A 19,267-nucleotide genomic window follows, 5' to 3' on the forward strand; every position below is an offset into this window, starting at 1 on the left:
CCCTGGGGTGGCAATGTCTAGTGCGTCAGATGATAGTAAAGGTCCTCGACATCGGAGACTGCCCGAAGCAAATCTATGTTCGTATGACTCACGGAGCGCATGGCTTTGCGCAGCAATTCCGGGTCGGAATCATCCACGGCAGGAGCAGTTTTGGGCTCCGGCAAGGGCGGCAATTCGCGCCCCTCCCAGAACAAGGCATTGCGTTCCTCGGCAGAGATTTCAGAGGCCGCGGAAGCTGAAAAAGAGTCCTCCGAGGCCGCCTTGGCCTGTTCCATGACCGCTTGCTCCAGCCGCGCGAAATCAAGTCCGCGCAGGGCGAAGATGACGGAAGGATCGGCATCCATCCGGGCCGCGAGGCGGTCCGCCACCGCCACGACGTGCTTGCACACATATTCCGGGTCGGGGCAGGTGCAGGAGAATCGGAGGTCGTCGGGGTATTCGGCGATGAGGATGTCGAGGGAGGCGTCGGCAAGCATGCCTTCCTTAGCCTTCGCTACTGAGTTGGGGGTGCGTGCGAACATCTCCGACAGCCGCCCGATGTCCTCGTTATTGCGGTAGGGCACCTGGATGAGCACCGCAAAAGGCTCATTCTGGGAGCCCGCGACCTTTCCGTGCACCGCGCCATTGCGCACGTCAAGGCCCACGACATGGCCCTCCGTGGCGTACTGTCGCCCGCGGCGAATGCGACCGGAATCCGTCTGCTGGTTCACAAAATTGAGCAGGCGTGTGGCCGCCGGCTGCATGGTGCGCACGCGGTCGACGCGGTTGACCTCCTCCGGCGTGCTCACGCGCTTGCGGGTGCCGAAGTTGGCGTAGATGACGTTGTTGTCCTCAGTATTCTTCGGTGCCATTTACTTCTCCTGCTCCCTATAACTCATGAGATCCGCCAGCTGCTCGGGGCTCAGTTCTGTGAGCCAGCCCTCGCCTTCGCCCACGACGGCCCCGGCCAGCTGCGTCTTGCCATCAAGGATGTCCTGGATGGATTCCTCCAAGGTACCGGCGGTAATCATCTTGTACACCTGCACGTTGCGCTGCTGGCCAATGCGGAAGGCGCGGTCTGTGGCCTGGTTCTCCACCGCCGGATTCCACCAGCGGTCCATGTGCACGACAATCGACGCCGCCGTGAGGTTCAAGCCTGTACCACCCGCCTTGAGCGAGAGCAGCATGACGGGCGCACCATCCTCGGCCTGGAAGTCCTCCACCATCTGGTCGCGCCGGTTCTTGCTCACCCCGCCGTGGAGGAAGGGAATCTCACAGCCCAGCTGCTCAGACAGGTAGGGCTGGAGAACGTCACCGAAGGCCTTGTACTGGGTAAAGATCAGTACGCGCTCCGAGGATTCGATGGCCTGGTCGATGATCCGCATGAGCTCTTCCACCTTGCCGGAGCGGTGCTTGCCCTTGATGGTGACAGCGCTGCCATCAGCCAAGAAGTGGGCCGGGTGATTACAAATCTGCTTAATGCGGGTCAGCGAAGCCAAGATGAGGCCGCGGCGCGAAATGCCCTCCTTCTTCTTCTGTAGGGCTTGCTCCACGTCATTGACCAGAGCCTTATAGAGTGCGGCCTGCTCATCGGTCATGCGCACGGTGATGATCTGCTCAGACTTCTCCGGCAGGTCATCGATGATATTCGGGTCCGTCTTGAGGCGGCGCAGGATGAACGGGCCGGTGAGCAGGCGCAGGCGCTCCGCCATGACATCGCTTCCTTCGCGCTCAATAGCCTTGGCAAAGTGGTTGCGGAAGAAGGAAGCAGAGCCCAGGATCCCGGGGTTGCAATAATCCAGGATAGAGCGCATTTCCGACAGCCGGTTCTCAATCGGCGTGCCCGTCAGCGCCACGCGGTGCCGCGAAGGAATGGCGCGCACGGCCTTGGAGGAGCGCGTGGAGGCGTTCTTGATCGCTTGGGCTTCATCGAGGACCACGCGGTCCCACTCCACCTTGCTCAAGGTCAGGAAGTCACGGCTGACCGTGCCATAGGAGGTGATGACGATATCGGCGTTCTGCGCCGCCGTGACCAGCTCCTCGCCCTTCAGGCGCCCGGTGCCGTGTTGCACCATGACCTTAAAGTCCGGCACGAAACGCGTGGCTTCCCTAGCCCAGTTGCCCACCACGGAGGTCGGGGCAACCACCAGGGTAGGCTTCCACGCCTCTGCTTCCCCCTCTGTCTCATGGGCGGCCTTTTCTACCGCCAGCAGGGACAACAGCTGCAGGGTCTTGCCCAAACCCATGTCATCTGCCAGCACCGCGCCGATATTGTTGCGGGACATCCAGTACAGCCAATCCACGCCACGGCGCTGGTACTCGCGCAGCTCGGCATGGACCATATCGGGAATTTCCACGCGGTCGGGCGCAGTACTATCCAGCCCGCCAAGCAGCGAGGTGTGCCACTCAGAGCCGGTGAAGGCAACGGGGTCTTCCGCCATCGACTTCAAGGCCATCTCGCGTAGGTCCGCAAGCGTTACCGCTTCTTCTTGTTCACCCTCGTTGAATTCCTTGCGGCGGCGCTCCACCTCCGCAACGAGCTCTTCCCAGCCAGGCTGTTCCAGTTGGCGGGCCATCTCCGCGGTCGCAGCGAGCTGCTCCAGTTCCTTTAGGGCGCGCTTGCGGGCGGTATCGGCCAGTTCGCGCATGTATTGCGAGATCTTGTTGAGGGCCTGTGTATCCGCCATGACCCACTCGCCACGCAGGCGAATGAGGCCGGACTTGGAGGAGATGAGCTCGTGCATTTCGGCGTCGGTAAGCTGCGTATCCCCCACCGAAAGCTTCCAGTCATAGCTGAACAGCTTCTCCATGCCGATGTGCGCCTTGGTGGCAGCATCAGCAGGATCGCGCACCTCTGTGGTTTCCAGCTTGGCCTTGGTCTCCATGTGGGACCAGGACTTGGGCAGCAGCACGGTAAAGCCAGCTTTGCGCAGGGCGGCGGCGTCGTGGGTCACAAAATCCACGAGTTGTTCCGTGGTCAGGTACACATCCCAGTCCCCCGCATTCCGGCTCGCCGGGGCGGAATTGTACTTTAGCCGCGGGGCCACGTCGAAGGCGTGTCGACGGGCTTCACGCAGCTTCTCGACGCTCCCCCGATCCAACTGCTCCTGCCGCACCGGCAGAGGAGAATCCGTACCAGAGCGAACCAGCAGGCGGATGGGCCACGCCGCATCCTCGACGGCGACGTCATCGTTTGGCGGCTCCTCGACGAGGAAGACCAGTTGCAGGTCCACAGAGGTTATGGAATCTTTCCACTCGTTGAGCCCGCGCAACAGCTGAGCGCGCCCCTTTTTCACGGGCGCGGTTTTCAGCAGCGCTTGGGCAAAGTCGTGCCAGGGGGCAGCGCGTGGGGCGTCGATCTGCGGGCGCAGCTGGGTATAGGCAATCCAGTGCGTGAGCTCATCTGCCAAATCATCAGAGAGAGCCCGGTTATTAATGGACAGGATGCCGGGTGCGGACGCCAGCATTTCCGCCAACCAGCTGCGCTCGCCCAAACCGGAGGCCAGTTGCCACATGGGATACCACTCGCCGGCTTGATAGGACAGTCGGATGGTCACGCGGCCGGCGCGGACAAAACGGTAAAGCCCGCGGTAGGCGCGAATGAGCCACAGGAGATCCGGCGCAATAGCTGCACGCTGTTTCGCCGAAACCGCCTGGCTATCGGTGTCAAGGAATTCCAGCTTGGCCAGTGTTTCCACTGCTTCATCTGGGGCGAACATAGCCATGGGCACCATGAGGGAGACTTCTTTGCCCTTCGGGGTGCGCAGGGAGACTCGCGCTCGGTTGCGGAAGGTTTTCTTGCTCAGGATGCTATCGACCACATCCGGGAAGGTTCCCTCTGGGACTGCTGAGGGCATGATGATTTTGTGCCCTTCGACCTGTTCGATCCATAGACTCAGGCCGGAGACGGGCAGCCAGAGGCCATGCAGCAGGTAAGAAGCCATAGGGGCCAGTTTAGCAGCACACCTTTTGTGGGTGGAGGTCTCAGAAAGTTCCCAAATCCAGCCCAAATAAACAATCGTTACAGTCTCGTTACATAACAACGTAACACCAGTAAGACCGTACATTAAGCTGTGACCAAGGTAACCAAATACTGGTCAACCAGCCAATTTTCAGTTGGGTAGGAGCTTGTGCCTCGTTAGCGTGGTTAGGTCCTATTTTTTAATCTCAATCTCAAGGAGAGATCAGTGCAAGACTCCACTTGGTATGTCGTTGCGATGATCATCTACCTGCTTGCCATGGCCGCTATCGGCTTCTGGAGCTACAAGCAGACGGATGAGTATGACGACTACGTTCTCGCCGGCCGCGGCCTTCACCCGTTCGTAGCCGCCCTGTCCGCCGGCGCCTCCGATATGTCTGGTTGGCTGCTCATGGGCCTGCCGGGCGCTTTGTTCCTGACCGGTATGTCCGAGCTGTGGATGGCCATCGGCCTGCTCGTCGGTGCTTGGGCCAACTGGAAGTGGGTTGCGCCACGTCTGCGCTCCTACTCCGAAATTGCCGGCAACTCTATTACCGTGCCTTCCTTCTTTGAAAACCGCCTGCACGATAAGTCGCGTCTGCTGCGCATTATCGCGGCGGCGATCATTATCTTCTTCTTCACCTTCTACGTCTCCTCCGGCATGGTGGCCGGCGGCCGTTACTTCGAGTCCAGCTTCGGCGGCGACTACATGGTCGGCATGTTGGTCGTTGCTGCCGTGACGGTCTTCTACACTTTCGTCGGTGGCTTCCTTGCGGTGTCCTACACCGATACCGTCCAGGGCCTGCTCATGTTCGCTTCTCTCATCATCGTGCCGATCATGGTGCTCTTCTCCTTGGACAACCCGGGCGAAATCTTCAGCTTCGCCGCTGAGAACCCCTACGCCACCAATGGCGTTATTGAGAACCCCGATTATTTCTCGATGTTCTCCGGCGTATCCGCCGCCGTCATCATCGGTAATCTGGCTTGGGGCTTGGGTTACTTTGGCCAGCCGCACATCATCGTGCGCTTCATGGCGCTGCGTAAGCCTTCCGACGCCCGCGCGGGCCGCTTCTACGGTGTGAGCTGGATGGGTATCTCCCTGATTGGCGCTATCTTCGTGGCGCTGTCGGGTACCGTGTTCTTCACCCAGACCGGCCACTCCATTACTGACCAGGAGAACTACGAGACCATCTTCCTGGACATGGCTCAGGTCATGTTCCACCCGCTGTTTGCTGGTCTGGTTCTGACCGCCGTTCTCGCGGCCATCATGTCCACCATGTCCTCCCAGATGCTGGTGGTCTCCACCTCCCTCATCGAGGACCTCTACCTCATCTTCGCTAAGAAGAAGCCGAGCCAGAACGTTCTGATCAACCTGTCCCGTACCGCGGTCGTGGCCATCGCCATCATCGCTGCTGTGCTGGCCATCAACCCGTCGGATTCGATTCTGGGCCTAGTTGGCTTCGCCTGGGCTGGCTTCGGCTCCGCCTTCGGCCCAATCATCCTGCTGGCGCTGTACTGGAAGCGCCTCAACTCCACCGGCGCTATCGCCGGCATGCTCACCGGTGCGATCGTGGCCATCGGCTGGGGCATGAGCCCGCTGGGCGATACCCTCTACGAGCTGGTTCCGGGCTTCATCTCCGCTCTACTCGTGGCTGTCGGCGCTTCCCTGGCCACCAAGGCCCCGGATGCGAAGGTCACCCAGGAGTTCGAGGAGGCTACCCGCTTGGCCAAGCTCGTTGAGAAGAACGACGACTTGGACTTCGAGGAGGCCGCAGAGAAGGTTCAGAAGTAAGCCTCTTCCCTTCTCCCTCCCTACGCGCAAACCCCGCTCCGGCAGTCAAGTTACTGCTGTGGCGGGGTTTCGCTTGTGATTGGCTCGGATGGCTTTACATGGTCGCTACTCAAAAGGCATTTCTCAAAAGGTGCCTTTGCCTCGAAAACGCCGTGTGCGAGCCTCTAAAAGGTGCCTTTGCCCCCAAAGAAACCTTCTAACTAATGCCTTCTGGGAAATGCCTTTTTGAGTGCATCCACGTAGCCCTTCTGTGTGCTCACAAGCTTGCTACTGATTCGGGAACCGCGAACACCGCCGCACAGTCTAAAAGTGCATGAACCTGCGCGCGGCCTATATCGGTTTCCTCTCTATAGCCACGGTGGCCTACAGCGGCTACCACCTCCTCCCCGGCCCCGACCTGGGTGTGACTACCGTGCCTGCGCGCGTGGAGGCCCCTGGCTATGACCGCGATGATTTCGGCGGCTGGGCACCCGGAACCCGCGACAACGTTAAAGACGCGCAGACCATCGACGGCACTCTCTACGATCCCTATGCCCGCGCCCCGGCGCCGGCGCGCGTGGAAGTCGACCACGTCTTTCCGCTCTCCGCCGCTTGGGATCTCGGCGCTTCAGATTGGCCGCGTGATAAGAAAATGGCCTTCGCCAACGATCCGCTCAACCTCGTCGCTACCGCCCGCAATTTGAACCAAGCCAAGTCCGATTCCTTGCCGGCTGAGTGGCTCCCGCCCGCCGACCGCTGCGACTATTCGCAGCGGCTTGCTGCGGTGGCACGCAAGTACCAACTACCGCTCCCCTCCCGTGACTATGCGGTCATGCGCCACCAGTGCCGATTCGATTTCATCTCACAGCACCGTTAGACTTTCGCTGGGAAAAGCCCCGTACAGAAAGGTAAAGCGCACTCCCCATGACTAGCTTGCTCATTTTCCTCCACGCCTTCGCCGCTATCTTGTTGGTCGGTACCGTATGTATCTCTACCTCCGCCTTCCCAGCACAGCTGGCAAAGGCTGGCGCTGGTGATGCTTCGGCCGCTGGTGCCGCCGGCATCCTCAACAAGATCACCTCGACCTATGGCTACATTTCCGCCATTGTTCCGGTTATTGGCCTGGCCGTTTTCCTTACTGACCTGGATGCCTACAAGTCCCAGGTCCAGTTCCACATTGCCCTTCTGCTCTCTGTCATCGCTTGGGTAATTCTGCTCGTCGTCGTTATCCCGAAGCAGAACAAGGCCATGGCTGCGATTGCTAGCCCGGGCAGCGCCGATGTGGCCAAGCTGAAGAAGCAGCTGGCAATGTTCTCCGGCATTTTCAACCTGCTGTGGGTTGTGTGCGCCATCCTGATGTACGTCTAAACTTTCCGGTTTAGCCCTCAATAGCAAAACCTCCCAAGCCCTCAATGAGGGCTTGGGAGGTTTTCTCGTGCAGCATTAAGGCCGCTGCAACGCCTAGCGGGTATTAATCGCGCCAGCCGCCGCGGCGCCCGCCACGATCACGACCGCGTCCACCGCGGTCACGGTCGCGGTATCCGCCGCGCTCACCGCGTCCACCACGGCCACGTCCGCCGTAGCCGCCGCGTCCACGGTCATCATCGAAGTTCCGGCGCGGTGGGCGGCCGGTGTCCTTCTGAATCTTGATCAGCTGTCCGGAGATGCGGGTGTCCTTCAGACGCTCCAGCACTGCCGGGTCCAGGTTCTTCGGCAGGTCCACCAAGGTGTGGCCCACCGCAATGGTGATGCGACCGAAGTCCTTCGAGGACAGACCTCCTTCATTGGCCAGCGCGCCCACGATGGCTCCGGGGCGCACGTTCTGGCGCTTGCCGACGTCCAGCCGGTACGTCTCAAAGTCCCCGTCCGGTCGGCGCGGGCCGCGGTCACGGTCGCGGCCGCCGCGATCACGGCCACGATCACCGCGGTCACGCCCGCGGCCATCGCGTTCGAAGCGGTCGCGCTCGCGACGGTCCTTCTTGGATACCGGGCGCTCCTTGAGCAGGAAATCCGTCCCGCCCTGCAGCTGCACGGCCAGGGCGGCAGCGATATCATCCATCGCCACGTTTTCAGCCGCGGAGTACTCGCGCACCATGTCACGGAAGAACTCGAACTGCTTGTCCTCCTGCGAAGCGCCGATGGAAGCGAAGAACTTCTCCTTGCGCTTGGCGTTGACCTCATCCGCAGTCGGAAGGTCCATCTCCTCCAGGCGGGCGTTGGTCACGCGCTCGATGGAGCGCAGCATGCGACGCTCACGCGGGGTGACGAACAGGATGGCCTCACCAGTGCGGCCAGCACGGCCGGTACGGCCGATGCGGTGCACGTAGGACTCGGTGTCATTCGGGATGTCGTAGTTGACCACGTGGGTAATGCGGTCCACGTCAAGACCACGAGCGGCAACGTCGGTAGCCACCAATATATCGAGGCGGCCATCCTTGAGCTGGTCCACGGTGCGCTCACGCTGCTGCTGGGCAATATCGCCATTGATGGCGGCAGCGTTGTAACCGGCCTCCTTGAGACTATCGGCCACGTCCTCGGTCGCGTGCTTGGTGCGGCAGAAGACAATAATGGCGTCGTAGTCAATGACCTCGAGGATGCGGGTGAAGGCATCCATCTTGTGGCGGTGCGGGGTCAACAGGAAGCGCTGCGTGATGTTGTCATTCGTGCGGCGCTCCGACTTCACAGTGACCTCAGCGGGGTTGTTGAGGTACTGCTTGGACAGGCGGCGAATGGAATTCGGCATGGTCGCCGAGAAGAGTGCGACCTGCTTATCTTCCGGGGTGTCCTCAAGAATGCGCTCGACGTCTTCTTGGAAGCCCATGTTGAGCATCTCGTCCGCCTCATCGAGCACGAGGAAGCGCAGCTGCGAGATGTCCAGGGAGCCCTTCTCCAGGTGGTCAATGACGCGGCCTGGGGTGCCGACGATGATCTGGGCGCCACGGCGCAGCCCGGAGAGCTGGATGCCATAAGCCTGGCCACCGTAGATCGGCAGAACCTCGATGCGGCCCAAGTGGTCAGCGAAGGACTGGAAGGAGTCCGCTACCTGGAGGGCCAGCTCGCGCGTGGGCGCGAGGACCAAAGCCTGCGGGTAACGGGCCTCGGTATCGATCTGAGATAGGACCGGCAGCGCGAAGGCTGCGGTCTTACCCGTACCCGTCTGGGCCAGACCGACGACGTCGCGGCCTTCCATGAGGATCGGGATGGTTTCTTCCTGAATTGGGGATGGCTTGGCAAAGCCCACCTTGGACACGGCTTCCTGAACGTCATCGGGAAGGCCGAGGTGTGCAAAACCCTGGGAGTTGTCGTTGGCTGAATTTTCTTCAGCGCCGGTGTCCTCAGGGTTATTCGCAGCCCCGGTGTCCTGATTCGACACCTGCGAAGCGTCCAATGCTTCGCCACCTTGCGAGTTTTCCTGAGATTCCGACTTATTGAATTCTTCCGGCTCGTTGACGCCGCCGGTGGCGTTATCGGTAATGCTCATTGCTCACACCAGAGTACGGTACCAACATCCAATTAGCTATTTCGCCGAAGATTTACCCGAGCTTTTCCACTAGGGGCTACTCCTTCGCAGCGTAACGCGTGGCTCGGTCACCGTGTTTGCCGCGCATGATGACGTGCCCAGACTCGATAAGCTTGCCCAGCGCGTAACGCACCTGGCCGCGGGTGAGCTGCGTACTGTTTACGATGTCCACGAGCGAGAGCTCGCCCTTCCGGCGCAACGCAGCAAGCACAAGTGCGGGGTTTCCGCCGAGCTTGGCGACGAGCCCGTCTTCCACCACACTGCCCTCACTGCCTATGCTCGCAGGCTCCGGAGCAGACAGAGAGGAAGCGTTAGCGCCGTGCGGTGCCGCGTCATGTTCGTCATCGCCTCGCCCCGCCCTCCAGAGGATCACGGTGAAGCGCACACCAGTGTCGATGAGGGTGGGCGGACGCAATCCAGCTTTCCGAAGCGATTCAAAAACCACCCGCATTCCTCCGCCCTGGCCCTCAATGACACGCTCGCCGTCCTCAAGCCGCAGCTTCGTGCTCAATGTGTATAGGCGCGGGTTCACAGCGACGGGTGACAGCATCTTTCCCCTAAGCTCTTCCACGGAGATGCCCCGCAATCCACCGGGGCTGGTCACAATCAGTGCTTGGCGGGTCAGCCGGACAGTGACAAATTTGCCGGCGCCTAAGCTTTCTGGGCCAAGGTCGCGGTGGACCACGGCATTAGCAATGACTTCACGAACAGCCTCCAGCGGTAGTTCTGGAACCTCGCGCAGGTGGCCATCTGTGCCATAGACCAAGTCAGTGTCGATATTCCTGTGCACCCACGCCACGGCTCCATCCACCAGATCCGGCACAGGGCCGTAGAATTCCTCCAGATTCCGGGTACGCGGTCCTTCTTCCCCCGCTGGGTATTGCACGGCCGCAGAAATATGCAGGTCGGGAAAGAATCCCTGCGGAAAGCGCCCCAGAGCGTATAAACCTGCCACACTCAGCTGCCCTTGGGAATCAAGCACGCGGAATAGCTCCAGCAGCTCGGCATCGCTCGCACCCCGCAAACGAGGGGTGGCGCTGCGCAGCTCCGCCACCGCCTCCTTAAGCACCGAAGCATCACAGACTTCTAGGTTTGACCCGGGAACCGGTGCTGAGTCATAGGCAATGGCCTCGCGAGCGTGCAGCTTATCCACCTCGACCATGCGAAGATCATTGGCGCTCATGACGTAGTCACCATCCGCCATTCGCAGGTAAGGCCGACCCCGATAGAGTGCCGGCCGCTGGTGCGGCAGCACGCCTTCGACGTGTCCAAGCACGACAGCTCGCCCTTCGACGTACAGGGTCTGAGTCTCAATGAAGGGCGCGGGTTCCACTAGAGTGCGTGCCTGATCCGCCAGCGCGCTTTCGATGGCGCCGGGATCGTCCACGCCGTGCACCGCAAAGTCGGGTTCCGCCACTCCAATAATGACGGTGCCACCGCGCGGCATGTTGGCGAAGGCACACAGAGTAGCCCCGAGGGACTGCGGCATTCCCCCGCGTCCCGACTTCACTTCCACGGTCGTAGTATCCGACTGCAAAAGGCGACAGTGCTCGAGGTAATCCTCGAGCTCATCAACCGTCCACATCATGCCTGCAGAATACCGCAGACTACAAAGTGTTACACTCTAGAGTGCAAGACTTTACGTTCTAGACTTCACGGCCACCCACGAAGGTCTTCCAGGTCATCGGCATGCCCGGGCGATAAGCCAGGTGGATAGCGCTCGGGGCATCAAGCACGTGCAGGTCCGCAGCAGCGCCCACCACCAGCGAGCCTTTAGCCGGGCGGCCTTGCGCGTCCTTACCTGAGCCAACATCCTGGCGGCGCAGCGCGGTGGCACCGCCCAGCGTGCCGGCGGCGATGGCCTCATCAAGCGTGAGGTGCTGCTGGAGCACAGCCGTGGTCACGCAGAAGTTCATCGAGGAGGTATACGAGGTACCCGGGTTGAGGTTCGAGGCGATGGCGACGGTCGCGCCGGCATCAATAAGCTTCCGGCCCGGCGCCAGCGGCTCGCGTGTGGACAGATCGCAGGCTGGCAGCAGCGTAGCCACCGTATCGGAGGAGGCCAGCGCCTCGACATCGGCATCGCTGAGGTAGTTGACGTGGTCCACGGAGGCAGCGCCCAACTCCACCGCGAGTGCTACGCCTGGGCCCTCGCCGAGCTGGTTGCCGTGCACTCGCACGCCTAAGCCCCGGGCCTTGCCCGCCTCGAGCACGCGGCGCGACTGCCCCTCGTCGAAGGCGCCGCGCTCGCAGAAGACATCGATCCACTGCACGTGCTCGGCCACACCGTCCAGCATCGGGCCGACAACCTCGTCGAGGTAAGTCTCGGCTTCCGCTCCCGGCGGCACGAGGTGTGCGCCGAGGAAGGTAACGTCATCGACGTGGCGAGCCGCCACGCGAGCGGCCTCCACCTCGGATTCAGTATTAAGACCGTAGCCGGTCTTCGTCTCCAAGGTCGTCGTACCCCCGCGGCGGGCGGCGGCAATGCGCTCCACCAACAGCTTTTCCAGGCGCTCCTCCCCCGCCGAGCGGGTCGCGTCCATGGTCACCGCGATGCCACCGGCCTGGTAGGACTCACCCGCCATGCGGGCTTCGAACTCGGCGGAGCGGTCGCCGTCGAAGATCATGTGCGTATGAGAATCCACCCATCCCGGCAGGACCGCGCGCCCGCCCAGGTCGACTTTCTCATCCGCGGCCGGCGCCTCGGACTCCAGTCCGATCCAGGCGATGGTGCCGTCGGTGTTGGCGATGAGGGAGGCGTCGGCAAGCGTGCCTGCCTCCGACACCGTGCGCAGCTCTGAGATTCCAGTAAACAGGGTGGACATGATCTTCTTTTCCTCTCTTATCTAGTCGCGGGCCTTGAATTCCATCGGGATACGCACGCCGCGCTCGTCGGCGACTTCCTTGGCGCGAGTGTAACCGGAATCCACGTGGCGGATAACGCCCATGCCCGGGTCATTGGTGAGCACGGCGCGCAGCTTGGCGGCGGCCAGCTCGGTGCCATCGGCCACGGTGACCTGGCCGGCGTGGATGGAGCGGCCCATGCCCACGCCACCACCGTGGTGGAGAGATACCCAGGTGGCACCGGAAGACACAGCGGTCATGGCGTTGAGCAGCGGCCAGTCGGCCACGGCATCGGTGCCATCGAGCATGGCCTCGGTCTCGCGGTACGGGGAGGCCACGGAGCCGGAGTCGAGGTGGTCGCGGCCGATGACGATCGGGGCCTTGATCTTGCCTTCCTTGACCAGGTCATTGAAGAGCAGACCAGCCTTGTGGCGCTCGTTGTAGCCCAGCCAGCAAATACGCGCCGGCAGGCCCTCGAACTCCACGTACTCCTCGGCGGCATCAAGCCAGTTGTGCAGGTGCTCGTTGTCCGGGAAGAGCTCCTTGAGCGCCTGGTCGGTGACCTTGATGTCCTCCGGGTCGCCGGAGAGCGCTGCCCAGCGGAACGGGCCGAGCCCCTCGCAGAAGAGCGGGCGGATGTAGGCCGGGACGAAGCCCGGGAACTCGAAGGCGCGCTGGTATCCGGCCTTGCGGGCCTCGTCGCGGATGGAGTTGCCGTAGTCGAAGACCTCAGCACCCTCGTCCTGGAATTCCACCATGGCCTGGACCTGGGCGGCCATGGCCTCGCGGGCCTTCTTGGTGAAGGTGGTCGGGTCCGCCTTGGCCTCGTTGTGCCAATCCTCCACGGTGATTTCGGTGGGCAGGTAGCTCAGCGGGTCATGCGCGGAGGTCTGGTCCGTGACGATGTCCACGGTGAATTCACCCGCGCGCTGGCGGCGCAGCACCTCCGGGAAAACCTCGGCGGCGTTGCCCACGAGACCCACGGACAGCGGCTTCTTGTTCTCCTTGGCGTCGAGCACCAGCTTGAGCGCCTCATCCAGGTCGGTAACAACCTCATCGAGGTAGCGCTTGTGCTGGCGGCGCTTCAGGCGGGTCTCATCCACATCGACGATGAGGCAGGCACCGCCGTTCAAGGTTACGGAGAGCGGCTGCGCGCCGCCCATGCCGCCGCAGCCACCGGTCAGCGTCAAAGTGCCGGCGAGCGTGCCGTTGAAACGCTTCTTGGCCACGGCCGCGAAGGTCTCAAAAGTGCCCTGCAGGATGCCCTGGGTAGCAATATAGATCCAGGAACCGGCCGTCATCTGGCCGTACATCATCAGGCCCTCGTCCTCGAGCTTGCGGAAGTGCTCCCAATTGGCCCAGTCGCCCACCAGGTTGGAATTCGCGATGAGCACGCGCGGCGCCCACTCATTGGTCTTCCAGATGCCGACCGGCTTGCCGGACTGCACCAGCAGCGTCTCATCGGACTCGAGGTCCTTGAGGGACTCCACGATGGCATCAAAAGCCTCCCAGCTGCGGGCTGCACGCCCGGTGCCGCCGTAGACCACGAGGTCCTCGGGGCGCTCAGCAACCTCGGGATCAAGGTTGTTCATGAGCATGCGCAGCGGGGCTTCGGTCTGCCAAGACTTGGCGGTGATTTCGGTTCCGCGCGGAGCGCGTACTTCGCGGGGTTCAGACATGACTTCCTTTCGCTCGTGCTTTTCGACGCCCTCCCAAACCCCCAAGGCCGGTTCCCCGGGGCTGTCCCTAGTGGGGCTTGGTCAGCGTCACACAGCACAAGTTACTGTGACCCAAAACCATGAGCCAGGACACTTTTGGCCTAGCTGTCTCAGATACGAGACTGCCGCGTGACCGGTGGTCTGCCCCCGTCTTGCCTACACCCGCCATGTCCGTCTGACACCCAGTAACCCAGCAACGCCCAAAGCCAAAAGTGCAGACCTAGAAGTGCAGACCTGCTGGTCGTCGTCAAGCACTGCCCGGGCGCTGGACGACGCCCACCTGCATGAATGCACTTCCAGGTCTGCACTTTTACAACCGCGGACCACGCGCCAAGTGCTTCCCCACGGTCTCCTGGAAGTAGTCGGGGCGCGCGCTTAATTGTTCCGGGCTAAACCTCAAGACGATGTAGCCCTTGTTGAGGATGTCCTGCTGACGCCGATGCTCCGCGCGAATCACCTCTTCAACCTCGTGCCGGTACTTGACGTTCCCGTCAATCTCAATCACCAACCACCCATTAATAACCAGGTCCGCCCGGTAATTCTCAATCACATATTGCGCCTTGACCCAGCGCAGCTCAGGGTAATTAGCCGCAAGGATCAAGGCACGGGCATAGGATTCCCACGGTGACTCCGCGCAGTTAATACTTTCAGCAACCGCCCGCCGCGCGGCGGCAACGCCCTTAACTCTCCCCATAGCGCCGAGCGTCTCATTGATCCAGAACTGGCCAACATTGCGCGCCCGCACATCATCGACGGCAACGAGCCCCTCCTCAAATCCATAGAACCGCGCAATATCAATGGCCGTGCGTTCCAGCGAGGACACGCGAATCCCGTGCACCACCGCCTCTTTACCGCGCAAGTTCATGCGCCGATACCGGACATTGGCTTTAGCTCGTGGGGGTACCGAGTTCGAAGGCAACGTTGCCTCCCACTCGGCGGGTGGCACAACCAGGGGAACCCCGTGAATGAGCGCGGCGGATTTTCCTACTAATGTTGCCTTGGGCAAGGTCAACCCGAGCGCGTATGCCTTCGCGGTCTCCTTGTGCCACGGCTTGAGCTCGTGCCAGTGCACCAACGGCAGCACGAAGCACCACGCCAGTGTGGCCACTTTGCCGGCGTGCACCTTCTTCCATCGGGGATCATCATTGGGCAGCTTCCGAAGGTCGATAAGATGCTGGTCTAAAAAGTTAAAGAGTTCTTCATTGTTCATGCACTACTCATAACCCAGCTTTGTGTGACTCGCCACAGATAGGCTTCCGCTCTTCACCCGCATCCACACCCGCGCCGCACTACAAAAAATCACCCACTCATTGCCTCAGGGCGCCTCTCGTCTCCGCTGCGAAGGCAAAAGTGCAGACCTGGAAGTGCATTCATGCAGGTGGGCGTCGTCAATCGCGAGGACAGTGCTTTGCGGCGACCAGCAGGTCTGCACTTCCAGGTCTGCACTTTTGAAATCAAGCGCGCATGAAAAAGCCCCATGGCATACGCCATGGGGCTGGGGGTGGAGTTAGCGCAACGTGCCGACAGCCCCCTCTACCGCAGCCACCAGCGCACCTTCCTTGACCAGGCGCACGGTCTCTTCGATCTCCGGGGACAGATAGCGGTCGGTGCCCGGACCTTGGACGGTCTGGCGCAGAGCATCGATGACCGCGCCGGTACCCTTGGCGGGCTGGCCCTCGCGCATATCGATGGCGCGGGCGGCAGTGAGGATTTCAATGGCGAGGACGCGCTGCAGACCGTCTACGGCCTTGCGCAGCTTGCGGGCACCCGACCAGCCCATGGACACGTGGTCTTCCTGCATGGCCGAAGACGGAATGGAGTCCGCCGAAGACGGGTTGGCCAAGCGCTTGAGCTCAGAGACGATGCCCGCCTGCGCATACTGCGCAATCATGTGGCCGGAGTCCACGCCCGGGTCATCCGCAAGGAAGGCGTTAAGGCCGCGGTTACGGGCGACGTCGAGGAAGCGGTCGGTGCGGCGCTCCGAAATAGAGGCCAGGTCAGCCACGACGATGGCCAAGAAGTCCAGCGCATAGGCCACCGGCGCGCCGTGGAAGTTGCCGTTGGAGACCACGCGTCCATCCTTGGCCACCACCGGGTTGTCGACGGCCGCGGCCAGCTCGCGCTCAGCAACCGTTGCTGTGTGCGCCACGGTATCGCGGAAACCACCGGCCACCTGCGGGGCACAGCGCACGGAGTAGGCGTCCTGGACTTGCTTCTTCTTGAATTCCTCGAGGGCGGCCGCGAGAATCTCCGAGCCCTCTGCGACCTGCAGGATATTGGCCGCGGCATCTGCCTGGCCCGGGTGCGGGCGCAGCTGCTGCAGGTCATCGGCGAAGACCACGAGCGTACCCAGCAGGCCTTCCACCGTCATTGCGGTGGCGATGTCAGCGGTCTTGGCAAGCTCGCGCAGGTCAGTGATAGCCAGGCAGAGCTGCCCCAGCATGCCGTCGGTGCCGTTAATGAGTGCTAAGCCTTCCTTCTCCCGCAGCTTGAGCGGTTCAATGCCCGCAGCCGACAGCGCCTCGGCGGCCGGGGTGACCTGGCCGCCATCGACGCGCACCTCACCCTCACCCAGCAGCGCCAGCGCACAGTGTGCCAGCGGCGCCAAGTCACCGGAGCAGCCCAGGGAGCCGTATTCGCGGACCACCGGATGGATATTGGCGTTGAGCACCGCGGCATAAGTTTCCGCCACCACCGGACGCACGCCGGTACGTCCAGTGCACAGGGTGGACAAGCGCAGCAACATCAGCGCACGGATGACCTCTTGCTCAACTTCCGGGCCCGTTCCCGCCGCATGCGAGCGCACGAGTGAGAGCTGCAGTTGCGCGCGCATCTCCTCCGGAATGTGGCGCCGCGCCAGCGCACCGAAGCCGGTGGAAATACCGTAGACGGGGGTCGGATCCTGGGCTAGTTCCTCGACGCGCTCGCGGGTCGAGGCGATTTCTGCCAGGGCGTCCTCGGAAATTTCCACCTTCGCGCCGTAGCGCGCAACGGCCACGACTTCTTCGATACTCAGCGCCCCGATACCCACGGTCACGGTGGAAGGATAAGAATTAGACATGTAAGGCTCCTTTAACGTCGCTGCGTTACCCACGTCCCACCACCCACGTGGAAGGGAAGAAGGCACGTGAAAACACGTACTCGTTTTCACAAGAATAGAAAAATAGTGATACGCGCGACAGCCTTACGCGTTGCGCTCATAGTACAACAGGCTGCCCGACGCGCCAATACCTCGGGCACTACCTGTTAGCGGCGCCCGTACATCCTCTCCGCCACCTGCTGCGCGGCCGCGCGCAGTTGCTGCGCAGCATCAGTGGCATCAGCTGTGCCCGCGGGAAAAGTCACCGCGAGTGCCGCTGCTGGCCTGCCCACGTGGTCAACCACCGCCACGCCTACCGACGCCTGCCCGCGCGCCACCACCTCGACCTCTTCGGCCCAACCGCGTTCGCGTACCTGGCGCAAGATTTCCTTGTACTCCCCAAAACCTAAGGAACCCGGGACAAATGCTGCACGCCACTCTGCTTCCGGAAGCAATGCCAACATGGCCCGCCCAGAGGCCGTCCGCTGTGCCTGCAGCCGCACGCCCTTCTCCGTCACCAGCGACAGCGCCCCCGGCGCGCGCACCTCGTTGAGGTAGAGAATCTCCGAGCCCGCCAAACGCGATAAGTGCCCCGATCCCCCAACACTGCTGGCAATCCGCTCGAGGTGCCCCTGGGTCGCCCGCACCAAGGGCTGCTGCGTGGCATAGGCCGCGGCCATCGAGTAGGCAGCAAGCCCCAACCCGTAGGTTTGGTTCTCCGGCAGGTGTACCACGAATCCCGCGTCCACCATCTCCTTGAGCAGGTGGTAAGTAGTTGAGCGTGGCAGGTCCAGCTCACTGCGGATGCGCGCGGCGGAAATCGGCACGTCGATGGTCGACAGCAGCCGGAGGATCTCCAGTGCATTGCGCGCCGCCGGGACTCGGGAGGTACTCATGGGCCCACATTCTAATGAGCCCTCGTACAAGCCCCAGCTAAGTCACCAGGAAGGCAATCGGCGTCGCAATAATGATGGTCAGCACCACGCGCTCGAACCAGATGACCACGATCTGCCACAGCTTGATCGGAATCTTGGTGGCCAAGATGCACGGCACCAGCGCGGAGAAGAAGATAATGGCGGAGATAGCCACCACACCGATGACGAACTTGAGCACCATGCTTTCTGAGCCCGCCACAGCCGTCGCCGGCAGGAACATCTCCGCAATGCCCATGGCCGCGGCCTTACCCGCCAGTTCCGGTTCCGGTAATTGAACAATCCAGGCGAACGGGTAGAACAGGTACCCCAGCCAGTCGAAGAGAGGGGTGTAGTTTGCCAGCAGCAAACCAATCAGGCCCACGGACATGATGGAGGGCACAATCGCCGACGCCATGCGCACGCCATCGCGCAGGTTCTCCCAAATGGCAGCGCCTAAAGACGGCGCGCGGTCCAACGCTAGCAGCGCTTCCCGCCAGGCGGCCTTAAAGAAATTGCCCTTTACCGGCTTTTCCGGGTCCGGCTTTACACCATCTACGTAGTCATTAGGAATCCTACTCAGCGGCGGAATCCACACGGTAATCGCCGTGACCAGGAAGGTCACCACAAGGGATACTGCGAAGTACACGCCCCACATATCCATCAAGTCCAGCTGCTTGGCCACGATGACCATGAACGCTGCCGAGACCGTCGAGAAGCCCGTCGCGATGATGGAGGCCTCACGCGCGGTGTAGCCGCCGCGCTGGTACACACGGTCAGTAATGAGGATTCCCAAAGAGTAGGAGCCCACGAAGGAGGCTACCGCGTCGATGGCGGAGCGCCCCGGTGTGCGCCAGAGCGGGCGCATGATGGGCTGCATAAATACGCCCACGAATTCCAGAAAGCCGTAGCTGATGAGCAGAGCTAGGAATGCGCCGCCGATGGGTACGATGAGGCCGACGGGTGTCGCAACCGAATTCCACAGGAAGGGCACGATGTCCTCGTTGCCGAGTACCCCTGGAAGCTTTCCGATGACCATCAAGAAGGAGACCACCAGGCCCACCACGTTGAGCGCGGTAAAGACCGCTTGCAGCGGGCCTTCCTGCCAGTTTTTATTCACGATACTGCGCACCGTGCCATAGAGCGCTAGCGCCAGGATAAACCACGGCACGAAGGCATCGGCATAGGTGCGGATGATGGTGACCATGTGGTCAAGCGGGATGGATTTCTTTCCGTCATAACTAATGGGAAAGAAGAATACGAAAGCGCCGATAGCGCTGTAGACGAAGAGGCGCCAGATGCCCTTCTTGGAGGGCACGTCATCCTCGTTCTCGTAGAAGGCGTCAACGATTGCGTCTTCAGAGTTCATGTTCTACCTCACGGTGGTGGAAACGACACGTCATTAGCACGGCCACGCACGCGCCCTTTAAAGGAACGCGCCAAGCACACACGCCGCTACACAGCGATTGCTTCTAGCCATGCCCACG

Annotated in this window: 13 protein-coding genes; 3 read left to right on the plus strand and 10 right to left on the minus strand. The window is 61.8% G+C overall.

All coding sequences use genetic code 11. The features are described from left to right. Positions 1 to 17: 17 nt before the first annotated feature. On the minus strand, positions 18 to 851 hold the full coding sequence (locus ABZS45_RS05455; RefSeq protein ID WP_412100975.1) for a hypothetical protein: 834 nt from the start codon (positions 849 to 851) through the stop codon (positions 18 to 20). Next, positions 852 to 3,923: a DEAD/DEAH box helicase gene (locus ABZS45_RS05460; protein ID WP_412100976.1), complete on the minus strand. Its 3,072-nt coding sequence runs from the start codon at positions 3,921 to 3,923 to the stop codon at positions 852 to 854. Positions 3,924 to 4,166: 243 nt separating this feature from the next. On the opposite strand from ABZS45_RS05460, the gene putP reads away from it, so the two are divergent. The 3 genes from putP (at position 4,167) to ABZS45_RS05475 (ending at position 7,076) form a co-directional block, all read left to right on the plus strand. Beyond that, positions 4,167 to 5,729, plus strand: coding sequence for a sodium/proline symporter PutP (gene putP, locus ABZS45_RS05465; RefSeq protein ID WP_412100977.1), 1,563 nt, complete (start codon positions 4,167 to 4,169; stop codon positions 5,727 to 5,729). 313 nt (positions 5,730 to 6,042) lie between these two features. Beyond that, positions 6,043 to 6,585, plus strand: coding sequence for an HNH endonuclease family protein (locus ABZS45_RS05470; protein WP_412100978.1), 543 nt, complete (start codon positions 6,043 to 6,045; stop codon positions 6,583 to 6,585). Positions 6,586 to 6,632: 47 nt separating this feature from the next. After that, complete coding sequence (locus tag ABZS45_RS05475) at positions 6,633 to 7,076, plus strand: DUF2269 domain-containing protein (protein ID WP_070443704.1); 444 nt, start codon at positions 6,633 to 6,635, stop codon at positions 7,074 to 7,076. Between the two features lie 103 nt (positions 7,077 to 7,179). Here the strand turns inward: ABZS45_RS05475 and ABZS45_RS05480 are convergent, their stop codons facing one another. The 8 genes from ABZS45_RS05480 to ABZS45_RS05515 form a co-directional block, all read right to left on the minus strand. Further along, a complete protein-coding gene (locus ABZS45_RS05480) occupies positions 7,180 to 9,189 on the minus strand; it encodes a DEAD/DEAH box helicase (protein ID WP_412100979.1) in 2,010 nt (669 codons plus the stop codon). A 76-nt stretch (positions 9,190 to 9,265) separates the two neighbouring features. Then, positions 9,266 to 10,816: an ATP-binding protein gene (locus ABZS45_RS05485; protein WP_412100980.1), complete on the minus strand. Its 1,551-nt coding sequence runs from the start codon at positions 10,814 to 10,816 to the stop codon at positions 9,266 to 9,268. A gap of 58 nt (positions 10,817 to 10,874) precedes the next feature. After that, positions 10,875 to 12,053: an imidazolonepropionase gene (gene hutI, locus ABZS45_RS05490; protein ID WP_412100981.1), complete on the minus strand. Its 1,179-nt coding sequence runs from the start codon at positions 12,051 to 12,053 to the stop codon at positions 10,875 to 10,877. A 21-nt stretch (positions 12,054 to 12,074) separates the two neighbouring features. Beyond that, positions 12,075 to 13,751: a urocanate hydratase gene (locus tag ABZS45_RS05495; protein WP_070443691.1), complete on the minus strand. Its 1,677-nt coding sequence runs from the start codon at positions 13,749 to 13,751 to the stop codon at positions 12,075 to 12,077. Between the two features lie 349 nt (positions 13,752 to 14,100). Next, entirely contained in the window at positions 14,101 to 15,000 is a 900-nt protein-coding gene (locus ABZS45_RS05500) for an endonuclease domain-containing protein (protein WP_070443688.1), read from the minus strand. Between the two features lie 297 nt (positions 15,001 to 15,297). Further along, positions 15,298 to 16,851 carry a histidine ammonia-lyase gene (gene hutH, locus ABZS45_RS05505; RefSeq protein WP_412100982.1) on the minus strand — a complete coding sequence of 518 codons (1,554 nt, stop codon included), beginning with the start codon at positions 16,849 to 16,851 and terminating at the stop codon, positions 15,298 to 15,300. 185 nt (positions 16,852 to 17,036) lie between these two features. Then, entirely contained in the window at positions 17,037 to 17,765 is a 729-nt protein-coding gene (locus ABZS45_RS05510) for an IclR family transcriptional regulator C-terminal domain-containing protein (RefSeq protein ID WP_167595757.1), read from the minus strand. A gap of 37 nt (positions 17,766 to 17,802) precedes the next feature. Then, a complete protein-coding gene (locus ABZS45_RS05515; RefSeq protein ID WP_216380455.1) occupies positions 17,803 to 19,149 on the minus strand; it encodes a YjiH family protein in 1,347 nt (448 codons plus the stop codon). Positions 19,150 to 19,267: the final 118 nt, after the last annotated feature.

The organism is Corynebacterium aurimucosum, assembly GCF_046895345.1.
Taxonomy (GTDB): domain Bacteria; phylum Actinomycetota; class Actinomycetes; order Mycobacteriales; family Mycobacteriaceae; genus Corynebacterium; species Corynebacterium aurimucosum_G.